Here is a 26,441-nt window from a genome sequence, read left to right on the forward strand (position 1 = left end):
ATTCTCACCGCAATTTAAGTGTTGAAAGACCTATGAGAGCGAGAACAATCGAAATAATCCAAAAGCGTATCACGACTTGGCTTTCAGTCCAGCCTTTTTTCTCAAAATGGTGATGTATCGGTGCCATAAGAAACACGCGTTTTCTTGTTAATTTGAAATAACCAACCTGAATAACGACCGAAAAAGCTTCCACAACAAAAAGCCCACCAATAAGAACCAAAACAATTTCGTGTTTCGTAGCAACCGCAACAGTCCCTAAGAGTCCTCCAAGAGCCAATGAACCAGTATCTCCCATAAAAATAGCTGCAGGTGGTGCATTAAACCATAAAAAACCAAGCCCTGCCCCAACAACAGCTCCCAATAAAACAGCCAATTCACCTGTACCCGATACATAATGGATTTGGAGATAATCAGCAAAATTCATATTACCAGAAAGATAAGCAATCAGAGCAAAAGATAAAGCTGCAACCATCACAGGAACAATAGCAAGCCCATCGAGTCCATCCGTTAAATTAACCGCATTACCCGTCGCGACAATAACAAACGCAGAAAAAGGAATAAAAAACCAGCCCAAATTGATAAGATAATCTTTTAAAAAAGGCAAAGCGAATCCAGATGAGCCAATTTTCAGAATAACAAAAGCCGCAATTGCGGCAACACAAAACTCTAAGCTTAACCGTGCTTTCCCAGAAAATCCTTTGTCTGTTTGTTTTGTGACCTTAAGATAATCGTCATAAAATCCAATTGCCCCAAAAGAAAGCATAACCAATAGCGATACCCAAAAGTAAATATTCGATAAATTACACCACAAAAATGCCGATACCACAATGCCGGTTAAAATCATCAATCCACCCATTGTAGGTGTTCCAGCCTTTTTAAAATGTGTTTGAGGACCATCAGCACGAATCGGTTGTCCCTTACCCTGCCGCAATTTAAGAGAAGCAATGATGCTAGGTCCAAACAAAAAGACGATAAGTCCCGAAGTAAGCATAGCCGCTATCGTGCGAAAAGTAATATAACGAAATACATTCACACCTGGAAGCCAATCACTAAACGAAGAAAAAAACAGCATCATTGTACAAAAAACCTCTTAAAACTATGAAGAAACCGCTTTATAGCGATCAAGCAATGCAGTCACAATATTTGATGAACAAAGGCTATTGGATGATTTAACCATAAGCAGATCCCCAGAAGAAATTTCTGCTAAAAGAAGCGGTAAAATTTTCTCAATATTTTCAGCATAATAAACCTTAACACCGGTAGACAAATCACTGACTAAAGATTTCATCGCCTCACCAAATAGAAAAACCGGATTAGCACCGGAAAGACGTATTGGTTTTATTAAATCACGATGAAGCTTTTCACTATACTCCCCTAACTCTAGCATATCCCCTAAAATAGCAATTCGCCGCCCCTCTTTCCCTACAGGTCCTGTAGCAAGAAGCTCAAGTGCAGCACGCATAGAAGCAGGATTTGCATTATAGCTTTCATCAATGAGATAAAATTCACCCCCATTTGATAAAGACAATTGATAACGAACACCTCGCCCCTTTTGAGAAGAAAAATGGCGAAAAGAAAGAAAAACAGGCTCTAACTCAACCCCCATAGCATCACAAGCAGCAATAACCCCTAAACTATTTTGCACAATATGGCGTCCTGGAGCACCAATTTGAACCTCCCTATCCCGCCCCCCAATACGCACAATCATAGAAGTACTATCAGTTAGAAGACGTATACCTCGCGCTTGATAATCAGCATCTTTAGTCTCACCAAAGCTTAAGATCTTCTTTACACCGCATTTCTTTGCTTTTTGAACGAGATAAGAAAAAAAATCACTATCCGCATTTAAAATGGCAATTCCTTTTTCATCTAATCCTTCAAAAATTTCAGCTTTTGCCTTTGCTATTTCTTCAAGATCTTTGAAAAAACCCATATGTCCTGCACAAATATGCGTAATGAGAGCAACATGCGGACAAACCAGTTTGACCAGAGGGCGAATTTCATCTCTATGATTCATACCAATTTCAAAGATACCATAATCACTCTCCATAGGCATCCGCGCTAAAGTGAGTGGAACCCCCCAGCAATTGTTTAAAGAAGCGAGATTCGCATGAACATTCCCAGCAGTTGCAAGAGCTTGTTTCAAAGCTTCTTTTGTCGTTGTTTTTCCCACTGATCCTGTTACCGCGATAATCTTAGCTCTTGAACGTTTGCGTGCAGCTTGTGCAAGTTGTTCTAAGGCTTGCAAAACATCAGGAACGACAATGAGTGGAGCCGATATCTTTTTCATATCCCTCAAACGGTGTTCCGCAACGATAAGAACGCCTGCACCTCGTTCATAAGCTTGCGCAGCAAAATCATGACCATCAAGATGATGCCCCTTAATGCAGAAAAAAACATCCCCTTCCGCAAGAGTACGGCTATCAATGGAAACCCCAGAAAAAGTTTCTGGCATGCTTCCCATTACAACACCATTAATTGCAGCAACAAGTGCTTGCTTATCCCATAAAGCTGTCATTTCTTTCGGTCCTCTAAAGCTTCTATCGCTTTCAGACGATCTGAAAAAGGATAAGTTGTCTGCCCTATAATTTGGCCATCCTCATGACCTTTTCCAGCAATGATTAATGTGTCACCAACTTTCAAAAGCTCCACCGCGTAAGAAATAGCCTCACCACGATCTGCTATCTCTATTGCTGTTGGCACCGCCTGTAAAATATCCTTGCGTATTTTTTCTGGCATTTCTGTGCGAGGATTATCATCCGTTACAATAACAATGTCCGCTTTATCCGCCGCAATTTTTCCCATCAAAGGTCTTTTTCCTTGATCACGATCTCCTCCACAACCAAAAACAACGATCAAGCGCCCTTGCGTAAAGGGACGAACAGAAAGCAAAACCTGCTCCAAAGCTTCTGGTTTATGGGCATAATCAATATAAACAAGCGCATTATTTTCTGTCTTTCCCACAAACTCTAATCGCCCAGGTGCCCCCTGCAAAGTTTCAAGCGCAGAAAAAACCTTACGAGGTGAAGCACCCGTTGCAATTGCTAACCCCGCTGCCATAAGCGCATTGGCGACCTGAAAATCTCCAGCTAAAGGCAAATCAAATGTATAAATATTGTTTTCCACACGACACTCAATACACTGTTTTGAGCGTTGATGTTCGACACGATTAATCGTGATAAATTGCCCCTTACGACCAATTGTCAAAACACGGCGACGCGCTTGTGTGACAACATCAATAACCTTTTGTGAATAGACATCATCAGCAAAAATCAAAGCAGGAGCAGATACAGGCAAAAGTGTATCAAATAACCTCATTTTAGCCCGCAAATAATCCTCTACCCCCGTGTGATAATCCATGTGATCTCGCCCTAAATTGGTGAAGGCACCAGCCGTTAAACGGACTCCATCAAGTCGCCCTTGATCAAGCCCATGCGAAGAAGCTTCAAGAGCTGCATGTGTCACACCTTCATGAGAAATTTCATAAAGAAGACGGTGCAAGACGACCGGATCAGGTGTTGTGAGAGAACCATAAACATTCCGTTTAGGAGAAACAACACCAACCGTTCCTATACTCGCAGCACAAAATCCAACATAAGTCCAAATTTGCCGAAGAAAAGAGACAACAGATGTTTTACCACTTGTACCAGTCACAGCAACGACCGTTTCAGGCTGAGAACCGTAAAAACGTGCAGCTGCCAACGCTAAACTATGACGAACATTAGAAACACGTAAAATGGGAACAGATAAATCCTCAAGAACAGCATGACAATCTGTAACGATTGCTCGTGCACCACGCTTTATCGCATCATCTATATAGTGTCTTCCATCACTTTTTTTTCCTTGAACAGCAACAAAAACATAGCCTGGCAAAACTTGTCGAGAATCCGCACTTATTCCTGTTATTTCTATTGAAGAAAGACTTTCATCTTCAACGCATTCTGTAAAAACTGTTCCCAACAACATGATAACGCACCTTTATATTCATTTTACCGTTGTTTAACGAAACTTGAATTGCTCTTTTTACTTAAAAGAGGCTCATATTCTTTTTTAAAATCGGGTTTTACACCAAGAAAACTAGCTGTGCGACGAACAATATTAGCAAGCATTGGTCCAGCATTCATCCCCGCTGTTGCTGAACGCTGTCCCTCAGCAGGCTTTGGTTCATCAATAATTGTTAAAACAACATAAGCAGGATCCTCAATAGGAAAAGCAGCAAGAAAACTATTGAAATTTTTTGTTTTAGAATATTTTCCATTTTCAACTTTTTCAGCTGTTCCTGTCTTACCACCTACACGATAGCCTTCTACTTTTGCATTACGTCCAGAACCAATATCACTATTTAATTGATAAAGGTAACGCATATTTTGACTTGTTTTAGCCTGCAAAACCCGTTTTGCATGGTGCAAAGTTTGTTCTTTTGGCCGTTTTAAAAATGTCGGAGCAATTAACCAACCACCATTCATTAAAGCAGCAGCCCCGACAGCTGTTTGCAAGGGTGTTGTTGCCATACCATGCCCAAAAGAAATCGTCATAGAATGGATATCCTTCCAATGATTTGGCACAATAGGGTGGGCAACTTCAGGCAACTCTGTTGTGAGACGATCCAGTAATCCAAGTTTTTGCAAAAAACCACGATGTTTATCAATCCCTATCGCCAACGCCTCTTTAGCAGAACCAATATTAGAAGAATAAATAAAAACCTCCCATAACGTTAAGGGTCGATTTTTTCCATGAAAATCATGAATAGTATAGCCACTACTTGCTTTTATTGGCTTTGAAGCATCAATAATACTGTTTAAATGAAAAATATCGGAATCAAGAGCCATAGCGGTCGTAAAACTTTTAATGATCGATCCCATTTCAAAAGCTCCTGCCGTCATCCGATTGAGACGATCACTTTTTAAAGCTTCAACAGGATTTCCAGGATCAAAGTCTGGTAGTGATGCCAAAGCCAAAACTTCCCCCGTATGTATATTTAAAATAACAGCTCCTGCAGCAATTGCCTTATAACGCTTCATAGCCTGAATAAGTTCATCATGAACAATTGACTGAACACGCACATCAATCGAAAGCTGAACTTGTTTTAATGATTCTTCCATGGCAAGACCAGCGGCACGCAAAGCACTCAGCCCCGCATCATCAATGTATTTTTCCATACCTGCAATGCCCTGATTATCAACATTCACCATACCGAGAATATGAGAAGTTACAGGTCCATCAGGATAAAAACGACGAATTTCAGTCCGAAAACCAATTCCTGGTATACCAAGAGCCATAATTTGCGTCTTCTGCATTGGTGTTAACCCACGCTGTATCCAAGAAAAACCAGATTTTCTTTTTAAGCGCTTATAGGTTTCCTGCCAATTAAGATCAGGCAAAACTGTTGAGAGCAATTCAATTGTTTCATCCACATCAATAATACGTCGTGGCTCAGCAAAAAGTGAATAAGTTTTAATATCTGTTGCCAATAAACGACCATTACGATCAACGATATCAGGCCGTGCCATCAATTGAAGAACTCCTGGCCCCTTTGCTTCTTCAATCTGTCCACCTTCCAACCCATAAGAAATAAGGCAAGCCCCCATGATTCCATATAAAATTAAAAAGCAGAACAACGAAAAAAGCAAACGTGGACGACTAGAATAGGGACGACGAACAGAAACATTATGATTATTCAACGAATTCTTTAAGCGCTTTTTCTTCTGTGAGAATAAAAAAGTCGATTTCATTACTGCGCGCCTTTTTGGACAACACTATTGATCTGAGAAGCTCGATTATTTGTCAAAATATCCTGATTATCTTCCAAGATATTTTGTTTAATCACTTCTTCAATTTGATCATGTACCTGTACCGGAATGTCTTTAAACTCCACGATTTGACGCGGCTGTATAACCTCTAACCCAAGTTCTTTCTGATAACGTTTCGCAAGTTTTTGCATGCGTGAAGGCCTTATCATCACAGCCCACTCAGCATGAAGCAAACTTACCGTATTTTTTGCTGCAGCAATTTCATGCTCAAGATGAAGAACTTCGTTCATTCGTTTTTGAACATCATATTTTACCTTATAAGTAAGACCTGCCATACAAATCATAATCAACACTAAAATCATATCAAATGTACGAAAAACTGTCATTTTTTGCTGCCTTCAAAACTGGCAATCTCTGCTAAACCAAATAATTTCATATCTGCTGCAAGAGCCTCTGCTTCAGTCCGTACACCAATACGCAACCTCGCAGAACGTGAACGAGGATTTTTCTGTAACTCCTCTTTAGTTGCCGTGATCCCACCTTTAAACAAAGGAAAAAATGTTGCTGGAGCAGCCTTCATTTCAGGCAGATAGCGTGATCTCATACATTCTCCAGAACGAGCCGAAAAAAATCTTTTGACCATACGATCTTCAAGAGAATGAAAACTGACAACCCCCAAACGGCCTCCAGCTTTTAAAACGCGTTCAGCAGCAAATAAACCACATGCCAATTCACCAATTTCATCATTAACATAGATACGAAGAGCCTGAAATACACGTGTTGCTGGATGAATACGATCTCCCGGTTTACGTCCTATCAACGCTTCGATAGCATACGCCAAATCACCTGTACGCAAAAAAGGCTGTACAACACGACGCTTTTCAATCATCCGTGCAATTCGCCCCGCATAACGCTCTTCTCCTAATATCTTAAAAATACGTGCCAAATCCCTTGCTTTTAAATGATTGACAACATCGCTGGCTGTAAAACCAGTCTGAGCCATTCGCATGTCCAATGGACCATCTTTTTGAAAAGAAAAACCTCTTTCTGCTTCATCCAGCTGCATTGAAGAGACACCAATATCCAAAATAACTGCATCCACCTTCTCTTCAACGACACGATCGAGCTGTGAAAATGCCATATGGACCAAACGAAGACGTGGAAAAAATTCTTCAACAAGCGATTGTCCTGCACTGATAGCATGAGGATCACGATCAAGAGCGATCACCTGTGCCCCTGCCTTTAACAAAGCGCGCGTGTAACCACCAGCACCAAAGGTACCATCAATTACTTTTGCTCCAACCAATGGCATAAGCCCAGTCAAAACTGGCTGCAACAACACTGGAATATGGCGTTCAGCTCTTTGATCCTGATTTATCAAAATAATCCGTCTTGAAGTTATGCTGTCTCAAATCAACAGCTCTCTCATGGCAACTGATCTTAGAATAACCTAGCCTTCAACTTTCATATTAATCACAATGAACGAAAAAACTAAAGTTATCCCAAAACAGATCCTAACGCATTATACTTAAAGAAATGTTATAATTTTTTAAAACACTTTGCTCAAGTGTCCATTTCAAACACATAGACTCCATAAAAGATCATATATAATCGATCTTATAAAATATCGCGTATCATCATGAAATATCAGTCGGCCTATAAGCCGGGTTCTGTAGAGTAAAGCTTACACTTTACATGGCAACCATTCATCTGGGACGGATGTTACCATCCGCCTCGTGCAACCTACCCGAATGACTCGCCCGGAAATCGGCTGCAAATTAAATTTTGCACGTCATTTCTATTTGGTCTTGCTCCCGGTGGGGTTTACCTTGCCACATTCATTACTGAATGCGCGGTGGGCTCTTACTCCACCCTTTCACCCTTACCTATAAAAATAGGCGGTTTACTTTCTGTGGCACTTTCCCTAGGGTCACCCCCGCCGGGTGTTACCCGGCACCGTCTTTCCATGGAGCCCGGACTTTCCTCACCTGCCATATTTCAGCATCAGACAAGCGCGGCTGCCCAGCCGACTGACATATTGATTTATAAAATATTTTTTGCTCAATGAAAATAGCATCTTAAAATATTTTATGACAAACCTCTCTCAACAGATGTTTTTATTTTAATGAAGCCAGATAAGTTTTCACTTTTGCGCAATATTTCGCCGAAATGGAATTCATTTTTTTTGCAGCATGACCTGCGTTATATTTAAGGATTGTACCACACGTACTTCCACCACTGAGTTTATACGCCCGTGCCAAATAACGCATACCATATTCAAGATTGGTCGCAGGATCGTACAAATCCTGTACAGAACCACTAAAGCCCAACCCTCGTGCCGTAGAGGGTTTAATTTGCATCAAACCTATTTCGCCAGCAGCCCCCTTTATACCTGCCTTATAATTACTTTCAACTTTTACAACAGCATGTGCTAAATTAACGGGAACATTATATTTATTCGCAAGTTTCTGAATAAGAAACTCATAAGGGCGATCAGGAATCTTAGGAGCAACAATCACTGAGGCTTCTCCTGATTCCGCAACATTTAAGACACTATGAGTCCAACTTATGTCAAATACAAAAAATACAGCACACGCTGTATTTAACAAGATTTTCAAAAATTGCATTTTCTTTCTCTTCACTCAAACATTCTCAAATTCTAGCCGCAAGTAATTTGCAAACGTATTATACAAAAAAAGAAAGCAAAAGAACGGCTTGAAAAAGGAAAGAGTAAGACAATTTCAAGATAAAATCATGTAACAAAAGAATATCTCTTTATTCACAAATCATAGATTTCTCTATATCATAAAATAAAAAAATAAAGAAACTATGGTTAAGCTTATAGCGTATTAAATAAAATGATATAATCTATAAATTGCTGCTATCGCTATTGTATCACTTAATTTTTATATTAAAAAAATCGCATCTTAACTAGATGTAACATTTTTTACATAAAATTATTAATTTTTTTATTGGGATCAATCCCACAAAGTAAGAGAGACAAGAGCATCTTTTTACCGGAGATGCTCAATATCAAGAAAGTTTCATAAAAATATAAACCGCTATCAACGCTTCTCTCTGGTTAAAACACCCACAGCACTCTTTATATCCGATAAAACCTCAACAAATCACAAAACAAATCCCCCCATTATCGCACATAAAAAATTCATAAATATACTAAAACCATCATACTCTTTACCAATTCAAAATATTGCAACAGACTTTTAGCTCTCAAGATGTCTCAAAGAAGCTTTTTAATTCCTTTTTAAAAGAGCTATTATCCACACAGTCCTCCCACTGGTAGTGTACTAGAAACTAATTTTGATTTTTTCACCATGAATAAATTTAAAATGAGAAAATTTTACAATTCTTAAGATTCTTATTCAAGATAAAATGATAATTTATCATTATAAAACAATATACTAAAAAAGTTATATCCGTCTTTGTCTCTACAATAAAGCTTAACAATTACTTGTGTCTGTTTTTTTGAAAAATGTTAGAAAACTCAATACCCCCAAAGCCTTTTTAAATAAAAATAGACCTCTCATCTTCATTCAAATATTTTTTCTTTGTCACAGACTATCACCTTATCAGCCTTGCACCTCATTTTCAGAAATCATACAAGTGGATAAATATCCTAAAACCCGTAGAACAAAGAAAGCTTAAATCCTTTAAAAAATTTTATTTTCTCATATCAAATAAAAAAATAACTGGCATATAAAATGCGATTAACGTATTTTATTATAGTCAATACTGCTTTTGTCATTGTAGCGATTGATAATGCAATTAACTTGACCAATACCCTTGATAGATTTTCTATCTCTCCTGTAATGATTGCAACATTACCGTTATACTCCGACTGCACACCTTTTGAGTAAGATAAATTTGTTAATTATCTTACAAATTGATTATCTCCTCGCACTTTTCAAAACTTCACGAAAAGCTCTTTCTCCTTAAAATAAAACCCAAAAGCGCAATTAAAAAATAGCTAAAAATAAGCATTAGCAATGGAAGGACGAGAAATCGCTTTTGAGAGAGCCATAGCAACAGTTTCACCAGATTTTTGAGCCTGCTCACGACTCTGACCACTTTTAGCAGCAAGCGCAATTACATCACGACGCAGCTGCGCAATAAACAACTCTTGCTGTTGAGGGTCCATCTTAGAAAGATGCTTGATAATATCTGGAAAAGACACGGACAATCTCTCTAACAACTCCTCCTCTGTTACATCAAGCTTCTGAGAAGAAAAAGAAGAACGACCGGAAAAAAACTGATAAACAACACTACTTTGAGAAGCAAAAAAGACAGCGCCAGAAATAAAAAATACGAATAAAATAAAAATAATACGATGCGAAAAAGATCCCATTATCTCTTACCTAAAGATCACAGAATACAAACATAGATTCCTTTTATGATTCCCCTTATAGCATTCAACAATGCCTCAATAAAGAAAAATCAAATTATTAAAAATGAATACGCTAACACTCTCCGCCCAATAAGACCCACCCCTCTATGTATTTAGGTACTATAGGCGAAACAATAACAGATCTTACACTTCCCCCCTAATAACACCTTACATTTCCTAAAATAATTACAAAAAGCCTGACTGAGGAAATCCTCAGTCAGGCCAGACAATCTAGGGGATCCACGCGGGGGGGGGGAGGAGGTTCCCCGATCGTCCTCTTACATCAACCACTAAGATAGCCGATGCAATATTCTTGCTATGGAATAAAATTCTTTAAACAACAAGAAATTCTTATCATCTTCTACGCAAAAAAACATAAAAGAATTATAAATTATTTAAAAATGTTTAAATTTAGGCAAAAAAAGTTCAAAATGACCCAATTTGAAGCAATTTTATTTCTAGAAGCACCAATTAGAATCTACGATCATTATAACTTTTAAATAGTTTCTTTCATAACTCTGATGATCATAATTAAAAAAACAGTAATTTCTACGTATCCACCCTATAAAAATCAAACTACGTAAAAGTAGAATCATTTTTCCAACAGCAATCACCACAAAAAGAAAAACGTAGATTTTTAAAATCTTACACAAATAACCGTAAAAAATGAAAAACATCTTCTTGCAAGAAGTCTATGAATTATTCATATAAAACAATAAATTAGAGAAATAAAATCTTATCTATTTTTATAAAAAATTTCTGTAAATGATCATTAAAATATTGTTACATCCCTCATGTAAAAATCAATGAAGAATTTAAACTGCTTAATCTTATGAAAAAATGAGAACTCTGAAGGTATTTGTTTCGAATCATGCCCCATCGTCATTCCAAATAACGATAAATCATTTTACAATAACCAACAGTCTCTAACGCATTTTAACATAACAAACCGAAATCAATGCAGACATTTTCTCTTAATCTCTATCATTTAAATGATCCCGTAAAATAATACACACAGTAGTTTCTGTGATAAAAAATTGTATAGTCTGTTCTTCTAACGTAAACAATTCATTGATTTACAATCATAACTCATCATTTACAATTTACATGAGAGATCTCAAGAACGTAAGGTTCCCTTATTTTCAATCTTCATCTATTGAATCAATGAATAGCCATACTATCGCACATTACACACAAGAAGAAGCATATGGATAAAAAACATAAAACGATAATGCCGGCTTACAACTTTTACTTAAACTAAAGACGATGGTGCCCTATCAATTTTACGCTATACCCACGGACTGCGTCATAAGATGAGCGGCAAACATAAAAAGAAAGAAAATACGTTTGGCAAGAACAATGGACTTATTTAATAACCTTCATAACTTCTCATGATAAAGAGATACGAAACTTTAGTGTAATATCACGCTTTTCTTTCCTACTTTCAGCCACGGACTATCCATAGATCATCGCCGATCTTATTTTTATGAATATAATGCAAAACACATAGATGAACACCATATATGAATGCTTATAGGAAGAAATAAACGTAAAGCCAGATGCGTTATTATAACCGTTGTTGTACAAAATGTTTTTAAAATTCAGAATATCACTCCAATCCATTACCAATTTATGAGTAATTTTATGGCGTCATCTACCAAGCTTTTACTTTTTCTATTACTTGTAAATCAACACCTGCTCTAAACATAGCAATATGTTTGAAATAAAGATTAGAGAAAATGAGAGCCATGTGAAAAATCCCAGCTTTTATATGCCCAATTAGAGTAAAAATATTTACGTCTGGTTGAGAAATCTTAAAAAGCCATCATTCATTTTGGAAGAAACATAAAATCCCAAAGATAAAAAACTATTGCTATCTTTACCATCCCTTTCATTTGCCTTTACGACTTTCAAACACGCTCATAACGCTGTATTTTAAATAATGAAAATCATGCATTGTCTCACCTTTTTACTTTTTCGTCTTTTTAGAGCATCTTTTTGCACTCCTCACTAAAAGTTCCAAGGCATTTCTTATCTAAGAACCTGTTTTAAAGAGATATTTTAAGACTATTGGGCACACCATCTTTGACATTTATGAAGGTATGAGCCATCACTATATTATATTGTGCGGCATTATATCATATTGCAGCCGCAAAGATGTATTTTCTTTTACAAACGGTATCATTAAGATAAATACCTTCTTTTGTAACAGACAAACAGACTCTTTTGGATTCTGAAACAGGAAATTTGAAATGAAAAAATATTCCTGTATTCAAACCTCTCATTGAGTCTAAAAAAATCAATGATCTTTTAAAATCAATATATTGGCTAATAACATAAATATGATATCAAGAACACCTTAAATCATGATCCTCATAGGCTTAACTCTATAGAAGGTGCTTTCATTATACAGCCTACACGCCGCTATAAAACACCAATACTCCCATATAAAAACATAATACAAATGTAAAAAACAATAGCTTATCAATGATTGAATAAAGTTTTATCTCTACGCTATTCCTTGAGAAAAATCAGAGAATAAAGCACGTTAACAAACGCGATTTATGCAAAATCTACTTGTTTATCTTTGATATCGTCAACCAATAAACGCGGATCACGAGCAAGCCAAAGCGTAACCATACCCTCCTCACTGTTTTCATTTTGTATAGGAGTAAGACAAACCGTTTGTTCTAGAACAAGTCCCGCATTTTTAAGCCATTGTTCTATTTGTAAAGCCGAAAATCCAAGACGCATATGCGCTTGATCGGAATATGAAGGCTCAATTTCATGATAACCAAAATCCACAATCAATAAACGGCCATGAGGACGCAAAACTCTTGATATTTCATGAAGAAATATTTCAGGATTTTCAAGAAAATGTAAAACCCAATGAAGAATAACTAAATCAAAAGTTGTATCTCCAACAGACAAGTGCAAAACATTGCTATCAAGCACGACTTCAACCGCATGCGTATAAAGATTAGAAAACAATTTTAAGATAGAGCCTCCACCTCTTCCAATATTCAGCATCGTCTGAAATGGTTTATCGCCAATGATTTCAAGTAAAGCGTTTTCTACACCCTGATCTGCCATATAGGATGACCGTAATACATCCCATTGCAACGTATTTTGTAAGAAATGCTTCTTCCTCGTTTTTTGACGCTGCTTTTTGACATCCTTCAAACGTTCTAAATCATGCGCTAACAACACATCATGCTTTGGCAAAGCCGAAAGAACACCCATCACAATGTCTTTACCCCAAAAATCATGACAAAGCTTAAAATAAAGGCTATCTCCCTTCTGATAACGCTCAATCAATCGAGCTTCGTACAAGAAACGTAAATATCGTGATATACACGCTTGCGACTGATCAAGAATAAAAATAAAATCAGGAATTGTTAAATCTTCATGACGCAAGAGCGTAAGAACACGTAAATGGCTTACTTCTGCGACCGCTTTCAGCAGCACAATCATTGCATCTAAACTTGCACTTTTTTGCATAATTATCCCCTAAACATTTGTTTATAGGAAAAAAAGTCAAGCATACAACGCATATTCTCATCTATTTTGTTCTCTCTATTTTATCATACTATGAAAAAAATAGGCTAATGTAAAAAACGAACAGATCTTATCTCCCTGCAGCTCGTTATAATGAGAATGCATTGATTTATAATAATAATTCATTCATTGTTAACTTGAATAAAAAACCAGAATACCGTAAATTTTTCTCATTTCAAATCTATTCATGATAAATCAATCCAAATCATTCTCTTACAGCTCATAAACGGAGGGGACATATGGATAAAAATATCTTTTATACCCACCTCAAAACAAGAACTGCATACCATTGAGAAAAAATAAATAACATGATAGTGCCAGCTTGCATTTTTATTAAGTAAAGATAATAATGCTCAATGACCAGAGCATTTGTAGAAATAGTACTATACTCTTCATCCCCTCCTTTTCATTTCAATTTTACAAGCAATAACCGGTTATATATCATGAGTAGAATAACCCTATTTAGGTCATAATTTCATAAAGTGTCTCTTACTCTTTGTTTAATGAATAAAAACTTACACAGAGTACACACACTTTATTTATGAAATAACAAACGCAATAAAGTACACTATTATTCCAACAAAGTTGAGATAAGAAAAAAATTTCTAGCGTGTAAGAGGTTTATAATTTGCATGCTTAGGATTAAGAGATTCCGCCCCAAGACGACGAACTTTATCAGCCTCATATTCAGCAAAATTACCTTCAAACCATTCTACATGACCATCACCTTCAAAGGCTAAAATATGTGTTGCCAATCGATCAAGAAACATACGATCATGCGATATGATAACTGCACAACCAGCAAAATTTTCCAATGCATCTTCCAATGCACCTAATGTTTCAGTATCAAGATCATTTGTCGGTTCATCAAGAAGAAGCACATTCCCCCCCTCTTTTAGAAGTTTCGCCAAATGTACGCGATTGCGCTGCCCTCCTGATAAATTTGCCACCTTCTGCTGCTGATCTGCCCCCTTGAAATTAAAAGCCCCGCAATAAGCGCGGCTATTCATCTCATATTTACCTAATTTAATAATGTCATTTCCACCAGAAATTTCCTCCCAAACAGTTTTATCCCCCACCAAGGAATCGCGACTCTGATCCACATAACTCATGTGAACTGTTTCACCGATACGTATTTGACCTGAATCGGGCTGTTCCTGTCCCGTCAACATTTTAAACAAGGTCGACTTTCCCATACCATTGGCCCCAATAACGCCGACAATGCCACCAGCAGGAAGTTTAAAAGAAAGAGAATCAATCAATACACGTTCACCATAAGCTTTAGAGAGATTATCAACCTCAATAACAACCTGTCCTAATCTTTCTCCAATAGGAATAATAATTTGTGCCTCTCCAGGACGGCGCTCACGTGCTGCTTGAACCAACTCATCATAAGCCTTAATCCGAGCTTTTGACTTTGCTTGTCGCCCCTTTGGACTAGAAGCGATCCATTCTTGCTCACGTGATAAAGCACGTTGACGCGCTGCCTCTTCACGGCCTTCTTGAGCCAAACGCTTGGCTTTAGCCCCCAAATAAGCAGAATAGTTCCCCTCATAAGGAATACCTCTACCGCGATCTAACTCTAAAATCCAACCCGTTACATTGTCGAGAAAATAACGATCATGGGTTATCAAAAGCACAGCCCCTGGATATTCACGTAGATGCCTCTCAAGCCAAGCCGTCGTTTCAGCATCTAAATGGTTTGTCGGTTCATCCAAAAGTAATAAATCAGGTTTTGACAAAAGCAATTTACAAAGTGCAACACGCCGCTTCTCACCACCCGAAAGTTTTGTTACATCCCCATCGGCTGGCGGACAACCAAGAGCAGCCATAGCCATTTCCACTTGACTTTCTAAATCCCAAAGATTCTGACTGTCAATAATGTCCTGAAGCTGTGCACTTTCATCAGCCGTTTCCTCGCTATAATTCATCATCAATTCGTTATAACGCTCAAGAATTTCCTGTTTATCTGCAACACCTTCCATTACATTGCCACGCACATCTTTGCTCGCATCAAGCAAAGGTTCTTGTGGTAGATAACCACAGCGTGCTCCTTCAGAAATCCATGCTTCTCCCGTATATTCCTTATCTAGCCCAGCCATAATACGTAAAATAGTTGACTTCCCCGCACCATTTGGCCCTAAAATACCGATCTTTGCATCTGGATAAAAAGACAAATGAATATTTTCTAGAACTTTTTTATTGCCGTAAGACTTGTTAAGCCCAGCCATATGATAGATAAATTGACGTGCCATAAATTTCTCTTTATATTGTGCGATATTAAAGATTAGGAATTTGAAAAAACTGCTTTTGCTTTTTGAAACTGTACAGTAAATAGCACTTACATCGTATCAAAAGCTTTTCGCTTTATATTGGTACATTTTTTCCAATCTCACAAGCCCCAGTATGGTCCTGAATGCAAAAAAACATCTCCCTAAAAAGCAAAAAGCAAATCTTTTTAGCTGTACCTGAAACCTGTTATCAAACATTACCTCTCTTTTCCATACCAGATATAACATTGTATTTTTATCGTATTAAACCAACTTATCAATGTAATATGGTACCACAAAGAAAAGCAATTCTCTATGCGCCTTCTTTTCTCGCTTTATGGGCTTTATATTACGCAGTAAAAAATCCTTCTCTTTTTTCATCGATTTTTTGCTACGGAAAGCAATGGACCTCACCCCTTGCCTTGATATGGCTTAAATTACGTTTACAAAACGACCGCCGCCTTATGGGATCTGACGTCCCAAGCCCAATGATCATGAAAGCTTTGCATCAACACGTAGCAACAAATGAATACAGTGCACTTCCCATTGGTACGTGGTTACAATTCGTAAAAAACTATAAAACCAATTGTAAAAACTTATCCATCCCCCTCTTTTGGCTTGATAATTATAAAAATAATATCAATATCCAGCACATCATTTCAAAACTTCAAGACGATATATAGCTTTTTAAAAATACGATAAAAGCTCATCTCGTATAGGAATATATTTATGGAAAAAAAAGCCTTAATCGTCATTGATGTTCAAAATGACTTCTTACTAGGTGGAGCACTTGCCGTACCACAAGGTGATGCTATTTTACCCGCCGTCAATAATCTCATAAATCATTTTGACCACGTTATCTTAACCCAAGACTGGCATCCCAAAAACCATTGCAGCTTTGCTTCCTGCTATCCTGAAAAAAAGCCCTATGATACAGTCATTCTTGACTATGGTCCTCAAATACTTTGGCCTGATCATTGTATACGAGGAACACAAGGAGCAGAATTCCATCCATCTCTTAGAGTAGAAAAGGCACAACTTATCCTTAGAAAAGGCTATAATCAAAAAATGGATAGCTATTCTGCTTTTCTTGAAAATGATCAAAAAACACCAACAGGTTTACAAGTTTATCTCAAAGAACATGGTTTTACTAAGCTCATTATGTGTGGCTTAGCAACTGATTTTTGTGTCGGATTTTCTGCTCTTCACGCTATGCAATGCGGTTTTAAAGTCAGTGTTTCATTAAATGCCTGTGCTGGTATTGATGTAAACGGATCACTAAACACTATGCTTAAAACGATGAACGAAGCTGGTATAGAACTTTTAATGGTCTCTTAAAATATCCTTCTCTAATCTACCATTATAATACACTGATTTATAAAGGATAAATTATTTTACACATATTTAAGTAAGAGTCCAGAATATCGTAAATTCTCTCATTTCAAACCTGTTTCAAAAACATTCTCTTACACGTTACAAAGAGAATCAATGTATGAATAAATCATTCAAGAAAACAGTAAGAATGCTTCTTATGACCCATTAAATGCAAGAGCTTGTCATAATATTGAAAGCTGGTAAAAAGTATAACATCAGCTTTCTGTCTTATATTTAGGTCAAAAAGTATCCTAGAGATTGTACATTATTCCCTTCATGGGTAGTATCATGCAATGAACTCAACTTTAAAAAACGCAAATAAGCAATAAAATAGTATTTTATTTTGCATGACAGACCTCTTTCTATTCAAAGATATGCGATAAACAAAAGCGTGAAAATCTCCATTACTTAGACACAACATGTTTATACAATTGACGATTCTTAAAACGAATCGAAGAATATAATGCCATTCCAATAATACAGATTCCCACAAGTCCTGTTAAAACTTCAGGAACCGATATAATCGTTTGCAGATACATAATCACTGCAAGAACTAGAATTGCATAAAAAGCACCATGCTCTAAATAACGATAATGCAATAATGTTCCCGATTCAACCAACATAATTGTCATAGAACGAACGTAAAATGCACCGATACCAAGACCTATCGCAATAATAAAAAGGTTATGTGAAAAGGCAAAAGCACCAACCACGCCATCGAAAGAAAAACTAGCATCAAGAACTTCTAAATAAAGAAACGACCCTACTCCCCCGTGAGCTACTGTTGTTAAAGTCTTTTGAGGAGTATCCAAGAGATGACCAACAACTTCAACACCGATAAAGGTCAAAAGTCCATAAAGGGCTGCCAATAAAAAAGTTATTTTATTTTCTGCGTCAATCTGACCTGAAACAAATAAGATCAAAATCAAAACAATTGCAATATCAATTCCAACAAGCGCCCCAAACTTTTGAGCAGGTCTCTCTATAACATTAAGCCAATGCACCTCTTTTTCAGAATCAAAAAAATATTTTAAGCCAACCATCATAAGGAAAGTTCCTCCAAAAGCAGCAATCCCCATATGCGCATCGGTTAAAACTTCAGCATATCGATGTGGTTCCCATATCGCTAATTTGACTGCCGCAATTGGATTAATCCCAACAGCAACGACAACCACCAATAATGGAAAAACAATTCGCATCCCAAATACAGCTATCAAAATGCCCCATATAAGAAAACGACGACGCCACAATGGACTCATTCTACTAAGAACACGCGCATTGATAATAGAATTATCAAAAGATAAAGAAATTTCCAAAATTCCTAAAACAACGCAAATAAAAAAATATTTAAGAAAACCAGTAATACTTTCCGTTTCAAACCAACCAATAACCCCTCCTAAAAAGACACCAATAATCGTGAAAAAAAAAGCAAACCCAAAATAGCGTAATAGGGCCATGATCATTCCTCAAAGTTTATTTTCTACTTCATCTAAAGCACACCCAGTACAAATCCAAAGTTTGCATCTCTTTAAAGTTGCATCTATTAATGCAGAGGTGTATAGAATATATATGGTAAAGTTACATGAAAATTCTCTCAAAAAAAGCAAGAGACAAATGTAGCAAACAAGGAATTTTGTTTTGAAGTGAATATCAATTGTCAATACAATAAGTGAAAGATTGCTTTCTATCCACGAAAATAAAAAAATAAAAAGAAATTAAAGCTATAATATTGACATTATATCATAGAATATTAATACATAGTGTGCTTTTATTATTTAATGATTTATACCATGATGATTTACCGAGGGAGATAATTCGTGGCACGTCCTGAAACTGAATCAAAAACCATATTTGGAAAACGTTTACGTTATGTACGTCTTGCTTTAGGCGATCCATCACGTGAAACCTTAGCTAAAAGTTTTAGCATGACAAAAAATTCCATTGCTTTTTATGAGCGTGGAGAGAGAGAACCCAATCTTAGTGTCTTACAAACATACCGCACGTTATATGGTGTCAATATTAATTGGCTTTTAACTGGACAAGGAAAAATGTTTGACACCGAATATACAAAAGGTGATTTTGACTGGAATTATTTTATTAAAAAAATCGAGGGACTGGAAGAAACACTTGCCGATAGTGATCGTAACGAAAAACTAAATCAAGAAAAAATCGACAGTTCTTATGAAAAATTGCAGCAATATTTGTCAAGACAAGGTTTATCAAATAGTTTTAACCCTAAAACTACAACCTCTCTTATCGATATGAAAGCTAAAATGGCCAATTCTTACACCCTTAGCTTATTCATTGATTTACTCATTCGAAGCGTATCCCAAAAAGAGGTTATAGCTAATCAATAAACGTCTATTTCAAAAGAAAAAACAAGAAATGATTAAACTCTACCAGTATGGAGAAAAGTGTTTTTACTTTATCCGTGCTGGTGGAATTTTGTATAATTTATAAATTTTGTTTCTGTAACGACAATAAAAATATTTGCGTTGTAAGTGAAAGTATAGTGTCTTTAACTTAAAAAAATAATTTTATAGTATAAAATTCTCATTCATATCTTATTGACAAGAAATTTTTTCTTGTTAAAAGAATAATAGCTCTCATAGAAATTATTTTTTAAGTCAGAAAATTTAAGGGGAATATATTGACGACTTCCTATAGAGACATACATTAATGTTTACAAACGGATTAGTTAAATATTTATCCTGAAAATTATCAGCTATTTTATGAGGTGAGAAACATGTATTTTGAGGTGTTTCAAGGAGTTCACAATCAATGGTACTGGCGTTTAATCTCAGGAGATGCACAAAAAATTGCTTTTTCTAGTAAAGGCTATCCAACAAAACAAGATATCCTAATCAATATTGAGCAAATAAAAGAAGTTACACATAAGGCTCTTATTAGAGAACTACAATCCTAACGTTCTTTACCATTAAAACAAGCGTTTATTTTGTATAATGGTATGTTGAGTTATTTTTGTGACAAATGAACAGTGATTGTTTTTCCCTCAATGAGAGGGCGTTTTTTGTATTATTTCTGACGCTTACAAATAACAGTCATATTCTTACAGATTATGTGTTTATTTTCAATCACACACAAATCTCTATAGCCTTTATCAAAAAGAAAATCTCTTAAGTCTTGTATTTTTCATAAAAAATAAACGCACATGAAGAGAAGATAAACATCAATGAGAGATATAATTACTCTACAAGATATTAATATCTTTTACGTTCATATTCCTCTTCTGTATCTGATAATCATAACTGACTTACCCATTTCATCTTCATAAAAAGCAAATATCTCTTTCTTCCTATTATCATGCAACTTTTTATACCTATTAGCTGAAACTATCGTAGCATTTATACCTTACATCTAAAAGGAACGTGCAAAATTGTTTCCAGCAATAATATAAAATTGCTGGATTGTATAGACGCGCTTTTTAATAACCAGCCTACCTATAAACTGGTTTATCATCATAAACTCTTATTTTATGACCAACGACGCTCTGTCTTATAAACTTAAATGTTTTCATAAAATCAGAGTAAACTTGAATATTCTCTTCTAATACAATATCTCCATCAGCACCATAATTGGCTTCATTAAAGTTTATCTCTCTCGTCATTCCAATCTTCCTAACACATTTTCAAACCCTTTAATGCAAAATATGAATACAATCACTCTTTATCATCTTCAGATTTAAGCATTTTTTTATATTTCTTTTCATTTTTTTCATATTGCTTAATTTGTTTTTTCAGTTTTTCAATTGCTTGGTCACGTCTTTTAATCACCATACTTTGCTCTCTAATAGCTCTATCTCGTTCTTCAGTCATCTTCATAGAATCTCTTAAAAACTCATGCTTTATTCTTCTAGATTCCTCTTTTAAAATTTTCACTTGACTGCGATAATATAAAGAAAACCGAAATATAACCCCGCTGCACAACAAAACAACAACCATTGCTCCCAATAAAATTTCGTTTACACTCATTTGGATCTCCCTTAATTGTCGCTCAAGTGATCATCTTGACCAATTTATTTCATCCTCAATCAAAAAAAGAATGCAATAAATTGCATGTTCCAAGTGTGAACAATCACTCTCGGCATTCTTATTTTCTCCATTAAAGCATTGATCAATGGCGCAAACAAATCTCTGAAAGCGGCTAAATCTACACTCACACCAATTATTTGCGACACATTTATTGACACAAAATACAAAAAATAAGGAACGTCAAATAAAACTAACGACGCAATGCAATCATAAAAGCCTTGCCCAAATCGTTCCTATCTTCCTTTTTACGCCATGTGGAATGCGGCTATATGAAAGTTTTTCATTATTACAAAAATCTTCACTGTCACAAAGCACAGCATTTCTGTAAAATTTTGCCTTCCCACAAATCTTTACATCACCATAAACTAAAGCATCATTATAAACTCGAGCCTTTCTACAATCACGAGTATCACCATAAAATTCAATACATTGAACATTCAAAACTTGATCAAAAAAGACCGCATTAGCGTAAACATATGCATCTCCACTCATATTCAAATAACGATAAAGCTCTTATTTTTCATAAACATGCAAACTCTTACGAACGACTACACAACCATATGTTAATGCATTGTTATAAATAACAATATCATTGTAAACACAGACTTCATTATAAACCGCAGCATCATAAAAACACACTCATCCCCATAAGGGCATTGATCGAATGTATAATTCTACCAAACAACCACCTTTGTGGATCAGATTACCTTCCTGTTTAATAAAATATCCAAGATCACTTTTTTGATATTTCCCAATTTTTTAATGCATATATACGATATACCATCTGATAGTGATCTAATTTATTACAATAAAGGAGAAATCAGTATTCTTTGCCTATGAATTTACATTTTTTCTACAGCCATTATCCTATCTCTTAAGGCTCTAAAGCTTCGTTATATTCACATACTACCTCAACGCAGAATTTTTTTACAAATTCTGATGTTGGGGTATATCTTGATTTATAATGCTGCTACGTATACTATCACAGTGAAATCTCATAAACATACGAGTGTGTATCGCCCTTTCTGGTATACACATTTACTTTTTCACAACCGTGGAACTAAGCAACCATTTTTATTGATTCGAATCTGAAAGTGTATGGGGACATTTTGTTATTAGTTAAAAACAACTCTATATGCTTCCTTAGCGAAGAGCTACACATGGATATTTTCACGCTCCTTGTATCATATATTCTGGATTCGCAACGCAATATTAACGCTATAGCGTAAATATGTAAAGGTCTAAAAATGACAAAGACTGAAAAAGATTGGTTCCAACGCTTAGTTGAATTGATAAAAAGTGACGGACGAACAATGATTGAAATAAGCAGAGCTGCAGGCTGTGGACAAAATTACGTCCAACAAATGATAAATGGGGGAAAGAGGCCTTCTGTAGATAAACTCATGGCTATTTTGAACACACTGGGAAATGCTAGTGCCATATATGTAATAACTGGTTTCAACATCTCCGATGAAGATTTAAAACTCATAACTTTGATTTCGTCTGGAGATAAAAAGAAGATTGAAGCCTTAAATGTTCTGTTGAATGAGCAGAATCTGTAGAATTTTCTACTTTATCCAATATCGCTTGCTTTTGAGACGTCGATAAAGACTCCCATTTCACAATAATATCAGATAAAGTTGTTTCAAATTTTTTATCATTCTTCATAGTCATACTCCATGTAGTCAAACTATATAACGCTAAAGCGTTCAAATATATCTCATACCTTAGAAAAAAATATTTGCAATAGGCAGTATGGAAGCAATTGTGTACAAACTTATTTTACAAAATCAGATGAAGTTCTATTAGTCATGTACCATGGTGAAACAAAAGGCATCACACGATCCAGACCTTACTTATGAAAATTGGTATAATCTATCAAAAACGCGAATAATGTTACGCAGATCTTGCGATTCGGACCAATGAAAACTAATGTGAAAATATCCCTGAAGACACTCCTGAACTCTATATAAGAGAACACGAAAAAGCTTTTTGAAAAAATACATCACAATTTTATTCTACATAGCACTATCTATGTTTTTTAAACAATATTGCAAAGCAAGAATATAACAATGTTATAGGAATAAATTCTTATAAACAGAGCCACACTACCTAAAACTCTGTAACACGTTTACAGGTAACCTCCCCTCTAAACACACCTTGTAAATACTAATATAAGTCTCTATCATGAGCAAAAATAATACTATTAAAAAATAAAACGAATCACCACGCACAATCTTTGTACGTAAATTGTATGCAGATTTACAACAAGAGAGAAATTCCCTTATGCAAATGAAGAATTATATTTTCAAAGTATGATTTTGAAGAAGAAGTGTACTTTTACAAAAAAATCCCCCTCTCTGCCAATACTTTTTCATAAGAGAGAAAACTCATAACAAAGATAAAACTCTCTACACGATCAATACGAGAAAAAGGTTAGCAATACAAAAAAGTGGTAGGTTTACCGCAATATTGCCAATCCCTTATGAGAGTAAAATTAAAAAAGACGTCTGCTCTTCAATAATAATTCGGATCACATGAAAACTCTATAATTTGGACATTAAGAAAAAAATACACAAAGACAGAAAATGGCATTTTAACGAATTTTCTAATATCATAGAAAACATTTCTTACAGAATAATAAAATGCTTATTACAATAAAATCGGGATGATGCAAAGCGATAGAAACAATCACTCAATTGATTTTTCAAAGAACAATTGATGAAATTCTTTTCAAAGAACACGCCTCCGTCACTATGAACAATATTTCTCAAAATCAAATAGAACTCCTTTCTTGGGAAAAAGAAAATATCAACAAATGTTATCATCGTTGACCCCATGATACATATCAACGCCTATAGATCACATTCTCTTATATACAACCTTTCATCACGATGATGCTATTCGAACGTCTAAAAGACATTAACATCACTTAGAAAAAAGCAAATTTACACTAAATGTTTTTTGAGCCATTTGTTCTGAACAGGTCCAATCTTTAAAATTGGTTTTATTGAGATCTGTTTATTTGCAGAACAAGTATAAATAAATTTATCCAATGAAGCTTTTAGCCTTCTATTTTATGAAGCACATCACACAAGAAAAGTACAAAACAGTATATGAATTAAGCAAGTAAATAGCGACACATATCAGTTAATCAAAATGCTACAATGTTGCAAATGAGAGAACTTCTTTGATGAGACTAAAAAAATATACCCTCACTTTATATTAAAGTGACTGAGAGAAAAAAATGAAACAAACAACGACTAAAGGATTTTAGAACAAACAGGAAAATAAATAAAAAAAAACGAAAAAGGTAGAATCTCAAAACTTTTATATAAGCGATCCATTTTTCTATTGGATATTTCCCTATTGGTGGGCCCGGAGGGACTCGAACCCCCAACCAAGCGGTTATGAGCCGCTGGCTCTAACCAATTGAGCTACAGGCCCCACATAGGTTGTTTCTCTCTAAACTAAAATGCCCTATGATACAAGAGCTGACAAAGATTATAACCCATCTTTTTCTCTTTTCTATTGGTTTTTTTTTCAGTGCTCTAATTTCTTTACAAAAACTCTTAAAAATGAGAGAATAATTAACTGACAAATATAAAGGTATAGATATGATAGAAAAGAAAATTCAACCACTGAAGGGTTCTCTGGTTAAAACAGTTATATTAGCATTTACACTCTTAACCACATCGTTGACTGTACGTGCTTATGCTGAAGAAAATAAAATGAAAAATGCAACAATTACAGTGACAGCAATCGGAGAAAGTCAAGCCGCACCGGATATGGCAATTATTAATCTAGCCGTTGTTACCTATGATAAAACTGCCCAAAAGGCATTAGCTTCCAATAATCAATCCATCAATGATATTATAAAAGCTTTTAAAAACAATGGTATCCAAGCAAATGATTTGCAAACATCAGGCTTATCCATTTATCAGTCAACCTCTGATAAACAGCACGAAAAAAAGAATAATGAAAAACTCTATCATGTTTCAAATTCTTTAACCGTACGCATTCGTGATCTTACCAATGCTGGTAAAATCTTTGATCAAGCGATGTCACTAGGTGTTAATTCAGTTAACGGCATTACTTTTACCAACGCAGATACAAAGCCATTTTATCAAGAAGCACGTAAAAAAGCCATTACTGAAGCCATTGAAAAAGCGCAAACGATAGCGCAAGCGGCCGATTTAAAATTAGGAAAAATTATTGAAATCAATGAAAAGGATGATTACTATCACCCAACACCACGTCTCATGAGTAGAGCAGCAGATGTAAGCTACGCAAATACAAATTTTGCAGGTGGTGAGTTAAATTATAACGTGAGCGTCACTGTAGTCTTTGCGATCGATTAAGTCACAAACAGTTGTATAAAAATTACATTACTGGCCTTCACGTAGAAGACCAGTAATGTGATAAAGATATTCTTCCTCAGATAATAATTCGTCTTCGTAAACCTCTATTTGTCCGCGTGCAGAAATACGCGCTGTATGTACCGTCTGACAATCTCCTGATACTAATGGATGCCACCAATGAAGATCTTTTCCCTCATAAATTAATCTATAAGCACAACTTTCTGGAAGCCAACGCGCTGTTTTAACTGTCGTAATGTCTAGCGACATACAATCTGGTACTATTGATTTACGATGAGCATAATCTCGACACCTACAAGTTTCCCCATCTAAAAGGCGACAAGCAATACTGGTTGCATAAAGGTCACCCGTATCGTCGTCCTCAACTTTATGGAGACAACAACGGCCACAGCCATCACAAAGGCTCTCCCACTCAGAAATGGAAATCTCTTCTAATTTTTTTACTTTCCAAAAGGGGAGTTCTCCACTCATAAACTCAGACACACCTTTTTTAATTAAGACGATCTATAAAAATAAAACGTTTAATTTCTATAATTTCATCTATTTCTGTCTCTTAAAAAGATTCAACTCAATGTATACTTTAAACCATGTTCTTAAAATCTATCTGAATAAAAAGAGAATATTCAAAAATAGCGCATATAAATGAACATAAC

General features: G+C 35.7%; 22 protein-coding genes, 1 tRNA gene and 1 other RNA gene. 7 read left to right on the top strand and 17 right to left on the bottom strand.

Annotated features, from left to right (window positions below; translation table 11 throughout):
- Nucleotides 1–4: 4 nt before the first annotated feature.
- The 8 genes from mraY to PVV63_RS04190 all read right to left on the bottom strand — a co-directional run bounded on the left by mraY (nt 5) and on the right by PVV63_RS04190 (nt 8,377).
- Nucleotides 5–1,075 (bottom strand): phospho-N-acetylmuramoyl-pentapeptide-transferase, encoded by a 1,071-nt coding sequence (mraY, locus tag PVV63_RS04155; RefSeq protein ID WP_273790783.1) that lies wholly within the window; start codon nt 1,073–1,075, stop codon nt 5–7.
- Between the two features lie 21 nt (nt 1,076–1,096).
- Complete coding sequence (gene murF / locus PVV63_RS04160; protein WP_273790784.1) at nt 1,097–2,518, bottom strand: UDP-N-acetylmuramoyl-tripeptide--D-alanyl-D-alanine ligase; 1,422 nt, start codon at nt 2,516–2,518, stop codon at nt 1,097–1,099.
- On the bottom strand, nt 2,515–3,966 hold the full coding sequence (locus tag PVV63_RS04165; RefSeq protein WP_273790785.1) for a UDP-N-acetylmuramoyl-L-alanyl-D-glutamate--2,6-diaminopimelate ligase: 1,452 nt from the start codon (nt 3,964–3,966) through the stop codon (nt 2,515–2,517). The genes murF and PVV63_RS04165 overlap by 4 nt, the downstream gene beginning before the upstream one ends.
- A gap of 23 nt (nt 3,967–3,989) precedes the next feature.
- Nucleotides 3,990–5,732, bottom strand: coding sequence for a penicillin-binding protein 2 (locus PVV63_RS04170; RefSeq protein ID WP_273790786.1), 1,743 nt, complete (start codon nt 5,730–5,732; stop codon nt 3,990–3,992).
- Nucleotides 5,732–6,136 (bottom strand): hypothetical protein, encoded by a 405-nt coding sequence (locus PVV63_RS04175; protein ID WP_273790787.1) that lies wholly within the window; start codon nt 6,134–6,136, stop codon nt 5,732–5,734. Before PVV63_RS04175 ends, PVV63_RS04170 begins: the two co-directional genes overlap by 1 nt.
- Nucleotides 6,133–7,131 carry a 16S rRNA (cytosine(1402)-N(4))-methyltransferase RsmH gene (rsmH, locus tag PVV63_RS04180; protein WP_273790788.1) on the bottom strand — a complete coding sequence of 333 codons (999 nt, stop codon included), beginning with the start codon at nt 7,129–7,131 and terminating at the stop codon, nt 6,133–6,135. The genes PVV63_RS04175 and rsmH overlap by 4 nt, the downstream gene beginning before the upstream one ends.
- Nucleotides 7,132–7,393: 262 nt before the next feature.
- Nucleotides 7,394–7,784, bottom strand: an RNA gene (gene rnpB, locus PVV63_RS04185) — RNase P RNA component class A.
- An 83-nt stretch (nt 7,785–7,867) separates the two neighbouring features.
- Nucleotides 7,868–8,377 (bottom strand): lytic transglycosylase domain-containing protein, encoded by a 510-nt coding sequence (locus PVV63_RS04190; RefSeq protein WP_273790789.1) that lies wholly within the window; start codon nt 8,375–8,377, stop codon nt 7,868–7,870.
- Nucleotides 8,378–9,472: 1,095 nt separating this feature from the next.
- On the opposite strand from PVV63_RS04190, the gene PVV63_RS04195 reads away from it, so the two are divergent.
- Complete coding sequence (locus tag PVV63_RS04195; protein ID WP_273790790.1) at nt 9,473–9,628, top strand: hypothetical protein; 156 nt, start codon at nt 9,473–9,475, stop codon at nt 9,626–9,628.
- 110 nt (nt 9,629–9,738) lie between these two features.
- On the opposite strand, the gene PVV63_RS04200 is transcribed toward PVV63_RS04195, so the two are convergent.
- The 3 genes from PVV63_RS04200 to ettA all read right to left on the bottom strand — a co-directional run bounded on the left by PVV63_RS04200 (nt 9,739) and on the right by ettA (nt 15,968).
- Nucleotides 9,739–10,116: a hypothetical protein gene (locus PVV63_RS04200; RefSeq protein ID WP_273790791.1), complete on the bottom strand. Its 378-nt coding sequence runs from the start codon at nt 10,114–10,116 to the stop codon at nt 9,739–9,741.
- Between the two features lie 2,601 nt (nt 10,117–12,717).
- Nucleotides 12,718–13,656, bottom strand: coding sequence for a methyltransferase domain-containing protein (locus tag PVV63_RS04205; protein WP_273790792.1), 939 nt, complete (start codon nt 13,654–13,656; stop codon nt 12,718–12,720).
- A gap of 662 nt (nt 13,657–14,318) precedes the next feature.
- The gene (gene ettA, locus PVV63_RS04210; protein WP_273790793.1) at nt 14,319–15,968 is read right to left on the bottom strand and encodes an energy-dependent translational throttle protein EttA; all 1,650 of its coding nucleotides are present in this window, start codon (nt 15,966–15,968) and stop codon (nt 14,319–14,321) included.
- A 161-nt stretch (nt 15,969–16,129) separates the two neighbouring features.
- On the opposite strand from ettA, the gene PVV63_RS04215 reads away from it, so the two are divergent.
- Complete coding sequence (locus PVV63_RS04215; RefSeq protein WP_273790794.1) at nt 16,130–16,666, top strand: hypothetical protein; 537 nt, start codon at nt 16,130–16,132, stop codon at nt 16,664–16,666.
- A gap of 46 nt (nt 16,667–16,712) precedes the next feature.
- The gene (gene pncA / locus PVV63_RS04220) at nt 16,713–17,321 is read left to right on the top strand and encodes a bifunctional nicotinamidase/pyrazinamidase (protein ID WP_273790795.1); all 609 of its coding nucleotides are present in this window, start codon (nt 16,713–16,715) and stop codon (nt 17,319–17,321) included.
- A 440-nt stretch (nt 17,322–17,761) separates the two neighbouring features.
- On the opposite strand, the gene PVV63_RS04225 is transcribed toward pncA, so the two are convergent.
- Nucleotides 17,762–18,814 (bottom strand): DUF475 domain-containing protein, encoded by a 1,053-nt coding sequence (locus tag PVV63_RS04225; protein WP_273790796.1) that lies wholly within the window; start codon nt 18,812–18,814, stop codon nt 17,762–17,764.
- 360 nt (nt 18,815–19,174) lie between these two features.
- Between PVV63_RS04225 and PVV63_RS04230 the strand changes: the two genes are divergently transcribed.
- Entirely contained in the window at nt 19,175–19,714 is a 540-nt protein-coding gene (locus PVV63_RS04230) for a helix-turn-helix transcriptional regulator (RefSeq protein ID WP_273790797.1), read from the top strand.
- Nucleotides 19,715–20,103: 389 nt separating this feature from the next.
- Nucleotides 20,104–20,283 (top strand): DUF1508 domain-containing protein, encoded by a 180-nt coding sequence (locus tag PVV63_RS04235; RefSeq protein WP_273790798.1) that lies wholly within the window; start codon nt 20,104–20,106, stop codon nt 20,281–20,283.
- Between the two features lie 754 nt (nt 20,284–21,037).
- Here PVV63_RS04235 and PVV63_RS04240 read toward each other — a convergent pair.
- Both PVV63_RS04240 and PVV63_RS04245 read right to left on the bottom strand, forming a co-directional pair.
- Complete coding sequence (locus PVV63_RS04240) at nt 21,038–21,349, bottom strand: hypothetical protein (RefSeq protein WP_273790799.1); 312 nt, start codon at nt 21,347–21,349, stop codon at nt 21,038–21,040.
- A gap of 267 nt (nt 21,350–21,616) precedes the next feature.
- Nucleotides 21,617–21,907, bottom strand: coding sequence for a hypothetical protein (locus PVV63_RS04245; protein WP_273790800.1), 291 nt, complete (start codon nt 21,905–21,907; stop codon nt 21,617–21,619).
- A gap of 749 nt (nt 21,908–22,656) precedes the next feature.
- Between PVV63_RS04245 and PVV63_RS04250 the strand changes: the two genes are divergently transcribed.
- On the top strand, nt 22,657–22,971 hold the full coding sequence (locus tag PVV63_RS04250; protein WP_007347852.1) for a helix-turn-helix domain-containing protein: 315 nt from the start codon (nt 22,657–22,659) through the stop codon (nt 22,969–22,971).
- On the opposite strand, the gene PVV63_RS04255 is transcribed toward PVV63_RS04250, so the two are convergent.
- Complete coding sequence (locus tag PVV63_RS04255) at nt 22,895–23,077, bottom strand: hypothetical protein (protein ID WP_273790801.1); 183 nt, start codon at nt 23,075–23,077, stop codon at nt 22,895–22,897. The genes PVV63_RS04250 and PVV63_RS04255 overlap by 77 nt on opposite strands.
- Before the next feature lie 1,702 nt (nt 23,078–24,779).
- Nucleotides 24,780–24,856 (bottom strand) — tRNA-Ile (locus PVV63_RS04260).
- 170 nt (nt 24,857–25,026) lie between these two features.
- On the opposite strand from PVV63_RS04260, the gene PVV63_RS04265 reads away from it, so the two are divergent.
- Complete coding sequence (locus PVV63_RS04265; protein WP_273790802.1) at nt 25,027–25,770, top strand: SIMPL domain-containing protein; 744 nt, start codon at nt 25,027–25,029, stop codon at nt 25,768–25,770.
- Nucleotides 25,771–25,797: 27 nt separating this feature from the next.
- On the opposite strand, the gene PVV63_RS04270 is transcribed toward PVV63_RS04265, so the two are convergent.
- On the bottom strand, nt 25,798–26,259 hold the full coding sequence (locus PVV63_RS04270; RefSeq protein ID WP_273790803.1) for a YcgN family cysteine cluster protein: 462 nt from the start codon (nt 26,257–26,259) through the stop codon (nt 25,798–25,800).
- Nucleotides 26,260–26,441 lie beyond the last annotated feature (182 nt).

The sequence above is a fragment of the Bartonella sp. CM31XJBT genome, from assembly GCF_028618555.1.
Classification (GTDB): Bacteria; Pseudomonadota; Alphaproteobacteria; order Rhizobiales; family Rhizobiaceae; genus Bartonella.

Bases quoted from the DNA above. Each gene is read 5' to 3' on its own strand.
- PVV63_RS04200 (WP_273790791.1), bottom strand. From the start codon at position 10,116: ATGGGATCTTTTTCGCATCGTATTATTTTTATTTTATTCGTATTTTTT.
- PVV63_RS04250 (WP_007347852.1), top strand. From the start codon at position 22,657: ATGACAAAGACTGAAAAAGATTGGTTCCAACGCTTAGTTGAATTGATA.
- PVV63_RS04235 (WP_273790798.1), top strand. From the start codon at position 20,104: ATGTATTTTGAGGTGTTTCAAGGAGTTCACAATCAATGGTACTGGCGT.
- PVV63_RS04195 (WP_273790790.1), top strand. From the start codon at position 9,473: ATGCGATTAACGTATTTTATTATAGTCAATACTGCTTTTGTCATTGTA.
- PVV63_RS04215 (WP_273790794.1), top strand. From the start codon at position 16,130: ATGCAAAAAAACATCTCCCTAAAAAGCAAAAAGCAAATCTTTTTAGCT.
- ettA (WP_273790793.1), bottom strand. From the start codon at position 15,968: ATGGCACGTCAATTTATCTATCATATGGCTGGGCTTAACAAGTCTTAC.
- mraY (WP_273790783.1), bottom strand. From the start codon at position 1,075: ATGATGCTGTTTTTTTCTTCGTTTAGTGATTGGCTTCCAGGTGTGAAT.
- PVV63_RS04270 (WP_273790803.1), bottom strand. From the start codon at position 26,259: ATGAGTGGAGAACTCCCCTTTTGGAAAGTAAAAAAATTAGAAGAGATT.
- PVV63_RS04165 (WP_273790785.1), bottom strand. From the start codon at position 3,966: ATGTTGTTGGGAACAGTTTTTACAGAATGCGTTGAAGATGAAAGTCTT.
- pncA (WP_273790795.1), top strand. From the start codon at position 16,713: ATGGAAAAAAAAGCCTTAATCGTCATTGATGTTCAAAATGACTTCTTA.
- PVV63_RS04170 (WP_273790786.1), bottom strand. From the start codon at position 5,732: ATGAAATCGACTTTTTTATTCTCACAGAAGAAAAAGCGCTTAAAGAAT.
- PVV63_RS04205 (WP_273790792.1), bottom strand. From the start codon at position 13,656: ATGCAAAAAAGTGCAAGTTTAGATGCAATGATTGTGCTGCTGAAAGCG.
- PVV63_RS04190 (WP_273790789.1), bottom strand. From the start codon at position 8,377: ATGCAATTTTTGAAAATCTTGTTAAATACAGCGTGTGCTGTATTTTTT.
- PVV63_RS04175 (WP_273790787.1), bottom strand. From the start codon at position 6,136: ATGACAGTTTTTCGTACATTTGATATGATTTTAGTGTTGATTATGATT.
- PVV63_RS04255 (WP_273790801.1), bottom strand. From the start codon at position 23,077: ATGAAGAATGATAAAAAATTTGAAACAACTTTATCTGATATTATTGTG.
- PVV63_RS04265 (WP_273790802.1), top strand. From the start codon at position 25,027: ATGATAGAAAAGAAAATTCAACCACTGAAGGGTTCTCTGGTTAAAACA.
- PVV63_RS04225 (WP_273790796.1), bottom strand. From the start codon at position 18,814: ATGGCCCTATTACGCTATTTTGGGTTTGCTTTTTTTTTCACGATTATT.
- PVV63_RS04240 (WP_273790799.1), bottom strand. From the start codon at position 21,349: ATGAGTGTAAACGAAATTTTATTGGGAGCAATGGTTGTTGTTTTGTTG.
- murF (WP_273790784.1), bottom strand. From the start codon at position 2,518: ATGACAGCTTTATGGGATAAGCAAGCACTTGTTGCTGCAATTAATGGT.